Source organism: Mycobacterium sp. IDUB_19, assembly GCF_055419445.1.
Window position 1 is genome coordinate 1 of the sequence record NZ_JBVAXR010000237.1, and the last position, 253, is coordinate 253.

The 253-nt window shown below is 65.6% G+C and carries 1 pseudogene; it reads right to left on the reverse strand.

Annotated features, from left to right (window positions below):
• A pseudogene (locus tag ACZY0B_RS28100) lies at window positions 1-253 on the reverse strand (pyridoxamine 5'-phosphate oxidase family protein); the annotation flags it as partial.

Below are 253 nucleotides of genomic sequence, written 5' to 3' on the forward strand. Positions count from 1 at the left end.
CCACCTTCTCCGGCGGCAGATAGCGTTTCACCATTTCGACGAGCTGATCGTCGGTGGACGGTTCGATGCGGCTCACCGCACCGTCGACCGCCACGTAGCGCACCGACGGCTCCAGACGCTCGACCATCAACGAGAAATGCCCGGCAGCCTCGATCAACCGGTGCTTGCGGGAACCCAGGCCGGTCTGCACCCAGGGTTCCCCTCCCGGGGTGTACTGGTACCAGATCGGGACGGTCAGCGGACCGCGCTTGTC